Below are 7,752 nucleotides of genomic sequence, written 5' to 3' on the forward strand. Positions count from 1 at the left end.
CCTCAAACGCCGGCGGGGCTGAAGTTGCCTGGGTCGGAACCTCCAAACGGCCGCCAGGCCGTAGGGGGAGATTGAGGGCACGGCGGAAGGCCGTACGGGGTCCGGGGCTTGCCCCGGTTCGGGAAGGGGCGGGGAGGGGAACGGCCCCGTGCAGCGGCCCACGCGCCTGCCCCCGCCCGCGCAGCGGCCCACGCGCCTGCACGCGGCCCGCACTGTCAGCGCGCCGGCACGCGGCCCCCGCGCCCGCACGCGCCCGTGCAGCGCCCCACTCGCCTGCCCCCGCCCGCACGCGGCCCCCGCTGTCAGCGCGCCCGCACGCGGCCCCCGCGCCCGCGCAGCGGCCCACGCGCCTGCTCGCCCCCGCCCACATACTCACCGCCCACCTGAGTACGAGCGCTCTCCCGCCCCACCCCGCCGCCCCGGCACCGTAACCCCCATGGGAACCAGCGTTCGTGAGCTTGCCGCCGCCACCCCCGGCAGCAGGGACCGGTACATCGATCTGTTGAGGGTCGCCTCGCTCGGGACCGTCGTCGCCGGGCACTGGCTCATGGCGGCGGTCACCGACGACGGCATCGGGAACCTTCTCGCCGTAGTGCCGGAGCTGCAGCTGCTCACCTGGGCCCTTCAGGTGATGCCCGTGTTCTTCTTCGTCGGCGGGTTCTCGCACGCCCTGTCCTACCGGTCGCTGCGGCGCCGGCACCCGGACCGGTCCGTGTACTCGGTGTTCCTGCGCGGCCGGCTCCAGCGGCTCCTGCGGCCCACGATGGCGTTCGTCCTCGTCTGGGGCGCCGCCGCGCTCGTCGTGCAGTTGCTCGGCGGGGGCGGCGGGATGACCGGAGTGGCGCTGCGGCTCGTGGCGCAGCCGCTGTGGTTCATCGGGATCTACCTCGCCATGGTCGCCTTCACCCCGCCGCTGCTGAAGCTGCACGAGCGGTTCGGCTGGGGCGCGTTCGGCACGCTCCTCGGCGCGGCGGCGGCCGTGGACGTGCTGCGGTTCACCGCCCATGTGCCCTTCGTCGAGTTCCTGAACTTCGCCTTCGTCTGGCTCGCCGTCCACCAGCTCGGCTTCCTGCGCGCCGACGGGCGCATCCGGATGCCCGCCGCGCTGGCGGCGGCCGGTCTCGCCGGGGCCGCCGCGCTCGTTGCCCTCGGGCCGTATCCGCTGTCCATGGTCGGGATGCCCGGCGAGAAGATCTCGAACATGGCCCCGCCGACCCTCGCCCTGCTCTTCCACGGGCTGTGGCTGGTCGGCGCGGTCGAGCTGCTCAAGGGACCGGGCGGACGGTTCGTGCGGCGAGCTCGCGTCTGGCGGGGTGTGGTGGCCGCCAACGGGGTCGCCATGACCGCCTTCCTGTGGCACCTCACCGCCATGCTCGGCGTCTACGGGGCGATGATCGCCGCCGGGCTTCCGCTGCGGGCGCCGGCGTCGGCGGCCTGGTGGGCGCAGACGCCGCTGCGCATCGCCGCCGCGGCCGGACTGACCGCGCTGCTCGTCGCCGCGTTCCGCAGGTTCGAACGTCCCGTGCGGAGCGCCGTCACGCCGGTGCCTGGCACCGGGCCGATCGCCGCCGTGGGGATCACGCTCTGCCTGTTCGGCATCCTGGGCCTTTCCATGGTCGGATTCGGCGGGCTGCTCGAGGGCAGGACGGCGATGCTGGTCGCCGTGCACGTCAGCGCCCCCGCCGCCGTCGCCATGGCGCTCGGCGGCTGGCTGCTGGTGGAACGGGCCGGACGGGGCAGCCGCGCCTGACAAGTAGGCTGGGAGGTCGATCGTTCCCCCTGTCAGGAGAGAAATGGCCGTCAACCTGGTCAATGTCGAGGCAGTCAGCAAGGTGTACGGAACACGCGCCCTGCTCGACGGGGTCTCCCTCGGCGTCTCGGAGGGAGACCGCATCGGCGTCGTCGGCCGTAACGGCGACGGGAAGACCACCCTCATCCGGATGCTCGCCAAGCTCGAGGAGCCCGACACCGGCCGGGTCACCCAGAGCGGCGGGCTGCGGCTCGGCGTGCTGACACAGCACGACTCGCTCGACCCGGAGGCGACGATCCGGCACGAGGTCATCGGGGACCTCGCCGACCACGAGTGGGCGGGCAACGCCAAGATCAGGGACGTGCTGACGGGGCTGTTCGACGGGCTCGACCTGTCCGGCTTCCCGCAGGGGCTCGACACCGTCATCGGACCGCTGTCCGGCGGCGAGCGCCGCCGTATCGCGCTCGCCAAGCTGCTGATCGCGGAGCAGGACCTGATCGTCCTCGACGAGCCGACCAACCACCTCGACGTCGAGGGCATCGCCTGGCTCGCCCGGCATCTTCAGACGCGCCGTTCCGCGCTCGTCTGCGTCACCCACGACCGCTGGTTCCTCGACCAGGTCTGCACCCGCATGTGGGACGTGCAGCGCGGCGACGTGTACGAGTACGAGGGCGGCTACTCCGACTACGTCTTCGCACGGGCCGAGCGGGAGCGGATCGCCGCGACCGAGGAGACCAAGCGGCAGAACCTGGTGCGCAAGGAGCTGGCCTGGCTGCGGCGCGGCGCCCCCGCCCGTACGTCCAAGCCCCGCTACCGCATCGAGGCGGCGAACGAACTGATCGCCGACGTGCCGCCGCCGCGTGACACGTCCGAGCTGATGAAGTTCGCGTCCGCCCGGCTCGGCAAGACGGTGTTCGACCTCGAGGACGTCACGGTCCAGGCCGGCCCGAAGGTGCTGCTGAAGCATCTGACCTGGCAGCTCGGCCCCGGCGACCGCATCGGTCTGGTCGGTGTCAACGGCGCGGGCAAGACCTCACTGCTGCGTACGCTCGCCGCGGCGGCCGAATCCGGCGGCGAGGAGCAGCCCGTGGCGGGCCGGGTCACCGTCGGCAGGACCGTACGGCTCGCCTACCTCTCGCAGGACGTCACCGAACTGCCGCCCGCGCTGCGCGTGCTGGAGGCGGTCCAGCAGGTCCGTGACCGCGTCGACCTCGGCAAGGGCCGGGAGATGACCGCGGGCCAGCTGTGCGAGCAGTTCGGCTTCGGCAAGGAGAAGCAGTGGACGCCCGTCGGCGACCTGTCGGGCGGTGAGCGGCGCCGGCTCCAGCTGCTGCGCCTGCTGATGGACGAACCGAACGTCCTCTTCCTCGACGAGCCCACCAACGACCTCGACATCGAGACCCTGACGCAGCTCGAGGACGTCCTCGACGGCTGGCCCGGCACGATGGTGGTCATCTCGCACGACCGGTTCTTCCTCGAGCGGACCACGGACCGCACGTTCGCGCTGCTCGGCGACGGCACGCTGCGGATGCTGCCGCGTGGCATCGACGAGTACCTGGAGCGCAGGGCACGGATGGTCGAGGCCGCCGTGCCGACGCCGCCGCCGGCCCCGTCCGGCGCCGTCAAGGAGAAGTCGGCGGCCGACACCCGCGCGGCGAAGAAGGAACTCCAGCGCATCGAGCGGCAGCTCGACAAGGTCTCCGACAAGGAGACCAAGCTGCACGCACAGATCGCCGATAACGCCACAAACTTCGAAAAGGTCGCCAAGCTGGATGCGGAGCTTCGCGAACTCGCCGTAGAGCGCGAAGAGTTGGAGATGCGCTGGCTCGAACTGGCGGAAGACGCCTGACGAACGGCCCCCGCCGTCCGTAGAGAAGCCGTGCAGAGCGCGTAACAACCCCATCACGGCCCGGTCCTCCCTTGGGAACAGGGGAGGACCGACCCCGCTCTGCGCTCGTCACGGGTGATACAAAGAAGGCCCGCTCGACTGATGCTGAACAACGGGGTTCGTGTCCGAATCACTCCTTCCGGTCGATGCGCTTGCCGGAGGAGCGGGGGAGTTCGTCCGGGCAGCAGACCGTACGAAGGGGGAAGCGCAGATGGGGCAGTCGCCGCCGTCCGGTCAGGCACGGCCTGCGGACCATGGGCGCGGGGTTCCGCAGCCGCACGCGTATCCGCCGGCCGTACCCGTTCGCCGCAGCCGTCCGCCGTGCACGCCGGCACACCCGCGCCCGGCGGCGTCGTCACCGCATCGGATCCCCGCCCCGCGCGGGAGGCGTGCCGGTGACCGCGCCCTCGGGCGGTGAGCGGAAGGTGCCGCTGAACACCGTGACGGCTTCCGGCAGATGAACGCGGTCCGGGCCGCCCGGACATCCCCGACTCCCACTCGCATCTCCCACTCATGAGGTAGTACGCCATGACGCAGCCGCCGAACCAGCCCCCGCAGGGAGGCTTCGGAGCCCCGCAGGATCCTCAGCAGGGAACTCCGCAGCAGCCGGGCCCGTACAACCAGCAGCCCGGCGCGTACAACCAGCCGGGTCCGTACGGCGGCTACCCGACGCAGCCGCAGTACCCGGGCGCGCCCGCACCCGGCGGCGGTGGGGGCTTCTTCAAGGGGAAGACCGGCATCATCGTGGCCGCGTCGGCCGCCGCGCTGCTCCTTGTCGGCGGGGGAACCTGGTACGCCGTCAGCAGTGGTGACGGCAAGGAGGACAAGCCGACCGTCAGCAAGTCCAGCGACGACCCGAAGCCGACCGGCTCCGCGTCCGTCGACCAGGGCGACGGCAGCGGCACCGGACGTGAGGGCGACGACGACCTCAACGCCGGCCGCAAGGACGGCGAGGCCAAGGTCCTGTTCCTGACGAAGAACGACATCGACCTGCCCCGCAACGGCGCCGAGGTGTTCGGCCCGTGGGTCGCCGGCGACACGGTCGTCAAGGCCATGTACCGGGAGGTCGCCGGCTACTCGGTGACCGACGGCAGCAAGAAGTGGAGCGTGCCGCTGCCCGCGGAGGTGTGCTCGGCCCCGGCGCAGACCTCCGCCGACGGCAAGATCGTCATCGGTGTCAAGGACGGCCTCACCGAGAAGGCCAAGTGCAACGACCTCCAGATGATCGACCTGAAGACGGGCAAGGCCGGCTGGAAGAAGCCGATCCCGAAGGCGTCCGGCGCGTTCGCCTCCCTCTCCGACTTCACCCTGGCCATCAGCGGCACCACGCTCGCGGTGGGCGGCAGCGGCAACTCCTACGGCTTCTCCATGGCCGACGGCAAGCAGCTCTTCGGCAAGCCGGGCAGCGGCTGCAAGCCGTTCGCCTTCGCCGGCGGCGCCAAGCTGCTGGCCGGTGCGAGCTGCCCCACGGACGACTACGACAAGCCGAAGCAGCAGCTCCAGGAGATCGACCCCGCCAGCGGCAAGCCCCGGTGGACGTACAACACCCCCGAGGGCTGGGAGATCGACAAGGTCTACTCCGCGAGCCCGCTGGTCATCTCCATCACCCAGCGTGAGCCGGAGAAGAAGTGGTCGATCATCGCGCTGACCGACAACGGCAAGCTGCGCTCGCAGATCTCGGGCGGCAAGAACGACAAGTTCCAGCCGCGCTGCGGCGGCGCGTTCGTCATCTTCGGTCAGAACCTCGAGGGCTGCACCGGTGTCGCCGCCGACGCGAAGCACTTCTACATGGCCACGGAGACCGACTACGGCAAGGCCAACGAGCTCGTCGCCTTCAGCCTCGACAGCGGCAAGGAAGCCTGGCGGGCGCCGGCCGGCGGGGAGCGCAAGATGACCCCGCTGCGCATCGAGGGCGGCAACGTCCTCGTCTACATGCAGCCCTCGTACGACACGGGCGGTGGTGTGGCCACCGTCGCGCCGACCGGTGGGGCGCCGAAGATGCTGCTCCAGCACCCGGCCTCGACCGCCGAGATCGAGAACTCCTTCTACTCCCCGAAGATGGCGTACGCGGACGGCCGGTTCTTCATCGCCAGCGGTCGTGTGAGCGCGCCCAACGACAAGGCCGAGAAGGAGACGAAGACCATGATGGGCTTCGGCCAGTGACCGATTCCGCCGTCGTAGGACCCACCTTCCGTCCCCCAGAGGTAAGCAAGCCATGACGCAGCCGCCGCCACCGCCCAGTCAGCCGCCCGGCCCGCCGCCGAACCAGCCGCCCGGCCCGCCGAACCAGCCCCCGAGCCAGCCGCCCGGCCCGCCCTCGGGCGGCGGCTACGGTCTGGCCAAGGAGCCCCAGCAGCCGGCCGGCGGGTACGGAACCCCCGCGCCGCAGCCGCAGACCCCCGCGCCGGGAGCGCCCTACGGCTATCCGCAGACGCCGCCTCCCGCCGAGCCGGGTTACGGCTATCCCCAGTCGCAGCCGCAGAGCCCGGCGCCGGGCGCGCCCTACGGCCACCCGCAGCCCGCGTACAGCGCGCCGACGCAGCCGATGATGCCGCAGCCGGCCGCGCCCTCCGGGGGCGGCGGACTGCTGAACAGGACGCAACTGCAGATCGTCATCGCCGCGTTCGTCGCCATCGTGCTGATCATCGGCGGCGGCTTCCTGTACTCGTCCACCAAGGACGACGGCGGCAAGCAGGACGAGGCGAAGAACAGCTCCGGCGGAACCGAGGGCGGCAAGGGCGGGAAGGGCGACGACGCCCCGGCCGCCCCCGACGGCCCCGGCAAGGAGAAGGCCCCGGCCGACACGGCCTCCAAGGTCGCCTTCCAGCTGCCGATCCCCGCGCGCTTCGACGTGACGGGTGTGCCGGGCTCCTGGGTCACCGACAAGGCGTTCGTCAAGACGAGCGTCAACTCGATCGTGGCCCACGACGTGTCCAAGGGCACCGTGCTGTGGACTCTCGACCTGCCCGGGCAGGTGTGTGCCGCCTCGCGTCACACGACCGAGGACAACAAGACCGCCGTCGTCTTCGAGGCCACGAAGCGGGCCAAGGGCGACAAGGGCTACCCGCCGTGCTCCGAGGTCGGCGTCGTCGACCTCGCCGCCGGCAAGCTGCTGTGGAGCAAGTCCGTCACCGGCGGCGCGAGCGGTGACGAGAAGGCCCGCTTCGACCAGGTCACCCTCAGCGGCAACACGGTGGCCGCCGGATACCTCGGCGGCAGCGCCGCGTTCGACCTGACGACCGGCGCCGTCCGCTGGAAGCCCACCGTCGACGCCGAGGAGTGCCGGGACATCGGCTACGGCGGCGGCAAGGCGCTCGTCGCGGTACGCCGCTGCGGCTCGTACGACAACGCCCAGGTGACCATCCAGCCGCTCAACCCGGAGAACGGCACGCCGCTCTCGTCCTTCAAGATGCCGGCCGGTGTCGAGGACGCGCGGATCGTCTCCTCCGACCCGCTGGTCGTCGCCGCCGACGTCGGTGATACGGGAACGTTCGGCATCTCGGACTTCTTCTCGATCGACGGCAAGACCGGGAAGCTGCGCGCCAAGATCACGGCGCCGGGCGACAAGTACCTCGCGAGGTGCTCCGCCAGCGACGGTGTCGAGGGCTGCCAGTTCGTGGTCGTCGGCAACGACAGGATCTACCTGCCGACGGAGGAGCACGAGGGAACGGGCGAGTCCTACTCGCGCACCAACGAGATCATCGCCTTCGACCTGGCGACCGGAAAGGCCGTCAGCGGCCGTGCGGACGCCGGTGACGGCTACCACTCGCTGCCGCTGCGCATGGACGGCGGCAACATCATCGCCTACAAGTGGCCCCCCTACGACAAGGGCGGCCAGGTCGTCAGCATCAACGGCGCCACCCTGAAGGAGACCGTCCTGCTGGTGAACCCGGCGGACAAGACGGTGCGGGACGCCGAGACGAGCTTCGTGGAGTCCGGCTCGGAGTACCACTTCAAGAACGGGCGACTGTTCATCGCGGACGACACCCTGAGCGAGCCCGACACGGGCAGCTCGAGCTCGTCGAAGTTCATGGCGATCTCCTTCGGCCCGAAGAGCTGATCCGTTCCACCGCTTCATCCGCACCGCGGCCCGGTCCCTCGCAGACGCGAGGGG

Annotated in this window: 4 protein-coding genes; all 4 read left to right on the top strand. The window is 71.1% G+C overall.

Annotated elements, in window-relative coordinates; genetic code table 11:
- The first annotated feature begins 436 nt into the window (after window positions 1-436).
- The 4 genes from ACWGH4_RS26445 to ACWGH4_RS26460 all read left to right on the top strand — a co-directional run bounded on the left by ACWGH4_RS26445 (window position 437) and on the right by ACWGH4_RS26460 (window position 7,698).
- The gene (locus tag ACWGH4_RS26445; RefSeq protein ID WP_453465363.1) at window positions 437-1,750 is read left to right on the top strand and encodes an acyltransferase family protein; all 1,314 of its coding nucleotides are present in this window, start codon (window positions 437-439) and stop codon (window positions 1,748-1,750) included.
- Window positions 1,751-1,793: 43 nt separating this feature from the next.
- Window positions 1,794-3,599, top strand: coding sequence for an ABC-F family ATP-binding cassette domain-containing protein (locus tag ACWGH4_RS26450; protein ID WP_453465365.1), 1,806 nt, complete (start codon window positions 1,794-1,796; stop codon window positions 3,597-3,599).
- 567 nt (window positions 3,600-4,166) lie between these two features.
- Window positions 4,167-5,801 (top strand): outer membrane protein assembly factor BamB family protein, encoded by a 1,635-nt coding sequence (locus ACWGH4_RS26455; RefSeq protein WP_453465367.1) that lies wholly within the window; start codon window positions 4,167-4,169, stop codon window positions 5,799-5,801.
- Between the two features lie 52 nt (window positions 5,802-5,853).
- Window positions 5,854-7,698 carry an outer membrane protein assembly factor BamB family protein gene (locus ACWGH4_RS26460; RefSeq protein ID WP_453465369.1) on the top strand — a complete coding sequence of 615 codons (1,845 nt, stop codon included), beginning with the start codon at window positions 5,854-5,856 and terminating at the stop codon, window positions 7,696-7,698.
- The last annotated feature ends 54 nt before the right edge of the window (window positions 7,699-7,752 follow it).

Source organism: Streptomyces sp. NPDC054847 (assembly GCF_053610925.1).

Excerpts from the sequence above, each read along its gene's own strand:
- ACWGH4_RS26445 (WP_453465363.1), top strand. The coding sequence starts at position 437 with ATGGGAACCAGCGTTCGTGAGCTTGCCGCCGCCACCCCCGGCAGCAGG.
- ACWGH4_RS26450 (WP_453465365.1), top strand. The coding sequence starts at position 1,794 with ATGGCCGTCAACCTGGTCAATGTCGAGGCAGTCAGCAAGGTGTACGGA.
- ACWGH4_RS26455 (WP_453465367.1), top strand. The coding sequence starts at position 4,167 with ATGACGCAGCCGCCGAACCAGCCCCCGCAGGGAGGCTTCGGAGCCCCG.
- ACWGH4_RS26460 (WP_453465369.1), top strand. The coding sequence starts at position 5,854 with ATGACGCAGCCGCCGCCACCGCCCAGTCAGCCGCCCGGCCCGCCGCCG.